This window comes from Actinosynnema sp., from assembly GCF_052038725.1.
This window is the reverse complement of sequence record NZ_JBQGCX010001184.1, coordinates 1-1,823: the sequence shown is the minus strand read 5'-3', so window position 1 is coordinate 1,823 and position 1,823 is coordinate 1. Positions and strand designations below refer to the sequence as shown.

Here is a 1,823-nt window from a genome sequence, read left to right as displayed (position 1 = left end):
GCGCTGGACCTGGCCCGCGCCGCCGTCGACGACGTCCACGCCGAGCTGCGGCCGACCACGGCCGAGCGCGGCACGCCGACCGCGCGCCGGGTGGGCTTCGCCCGGGCCGTGCGCGCCGAGCTGTCGGTGCGACGCCGGCGGCTGCAGGTCATGCACTACAACGACCTGCTCACCCAGCTCGCGGACGCCCTGGAGGACCCGGGGTCGCCGGCCCGCGAGCGGATGCGGCAGCGGTGGAGCGTCGTGCTCGTCGACGAGTTCCAGGACACCGACCCGGTGCAGTGGCAGGTGCTCGACCGCGCCTTCACCGGCCACGCGCGGGCCATGGTGCTCATCGGCGACCCCAAGCAGGCGATCTACGCCTTCCGCGGCGGCGACGTCGTCACCTACCTGGAGGCGGCGGCGAGCGCTACCGACCGGCGCACCCTGCCGCGCAACTTCCGCTCCGACCCCGGCGTCGTGGACGCCCTGTCGGTGCTGCTCGGCGGCGCCGAGCTCGGTCACCCCGAGATCGCGGTGCGGTCCGTCAGCGCCGCCCGCACGGGGTCGCGGCTGCAGGACGCGCCCGCCGGGGCGCCCGTGCGCCTGCGCCAGGTCCTCCTCGGGGAGCACCTGGGCGACGACGACCGCATCGGGCCGACCCGGGCGCACGTCGCGCGCGACCTCGCGCTGGACGTCGCGCGGCTGCTGGCCTCGCCCGCCACGTTCGACGGGCGACCGGTGGAGGCGCACGACGTCGCGGTGCTGGCGCACCGGGGCAAGGACCTGCTCGCCGCCCAGCGCGCGCTGCGCGAGGTCGGCATCCACGCGGTCAGCGCGGGCGGCTCCAGCGTCCTCGACAGCGGCGCGGCCCACGACTGGCTCGCGCTGCTGGAGGCGATGGCGGCGCCGCACCGGGCGCTGCTGACCCGCGGCGCCGCGCTCACCGACCTCATCGGGCTCACCGTCCCCGACCTCGACGCGGGCGGGGAGGAGCTCGACGACCGGCTCGCCCAGGTGGCCCGCGACCTGGCCGGCGTCTACGCCCGTCAGGGGGTCGCCGCCGTGCTCGAGCGGCTGGTGGCCGACGGCCTGCCCGCGCGGGTCCTGGGCCAGGTCGGCGGCGAGCGGACCCTGACCGACGTCCGTCACGTGGCCGAGCTGCTGCACGACGCGGGGCGCGAGGGACAGCTCGGGCTGGTCGCGCTGCTGGAGTGGCTGCGCGCGCAGATGTCGGAGGACGGGCCGGCCTCGACCGGGGTCCGGACGCGCCGGCTGGACAGCGACGCCGCCGCCGTCCAGCTCCTGACGATCCACGGCAGCAAGGGGCTGCAGTTCCCCGTCGTCTACGCCCCGACGCTGGGCGACCGGCACGTGCCCGACGTGCCGCGCATCCCGCTGTGCCACGACGACCCGCCGGAGCGGACCCGCTACCTCGACGTCGGCGGCAGGGGCGGGGCCAACCCCGGGTGGGCCGACTCGGTGCGCCGGCACAAGGAGGAGGACGCCGGGGAGTCGCTGCGCCTGCTCTACGTCGCGCTGACCCGCGCGCAGTCCCAGGTCGTGACGTGGTGGTCGCCGACCAGCCGCAACGGTGCGCCGTCCCCGCTGCACCGCGTGCTCTTCGGCCGCGACCCCGGCGCCGGCGCGGTGCCGCCGTCGGCCCGCGTGCCCCAGGACGACCAGCAGGCGCGCGCCCGGCTGTCCGCCTGGGCCGACCTGGGCGCCTTCGCCCTGGAGCGCGCCGACCACGCCCCGCCGCAGGAGGTGCCGGTCCGGGAGGCGACGTCCGAGCTGTCCGTGGGGCGGTGGACCCGCCGGGTGGACCACGGCTGGCGCCGCAC

The 1,823-nt window shown here is 77.8% G+C and carries 1 protein-coding gene; it reads left to right on the top strand.

Features of this window, described 5'->3' with window-relative positions; translation table 11 throughout:
• On the top strand, positions 1-1,823 hold a 1,823-nt coding region (locus ACTUAL_RS24830), incomplete at both ends, for a UvrD-helicase domain-containing protein (protein ID WP_440901945.1).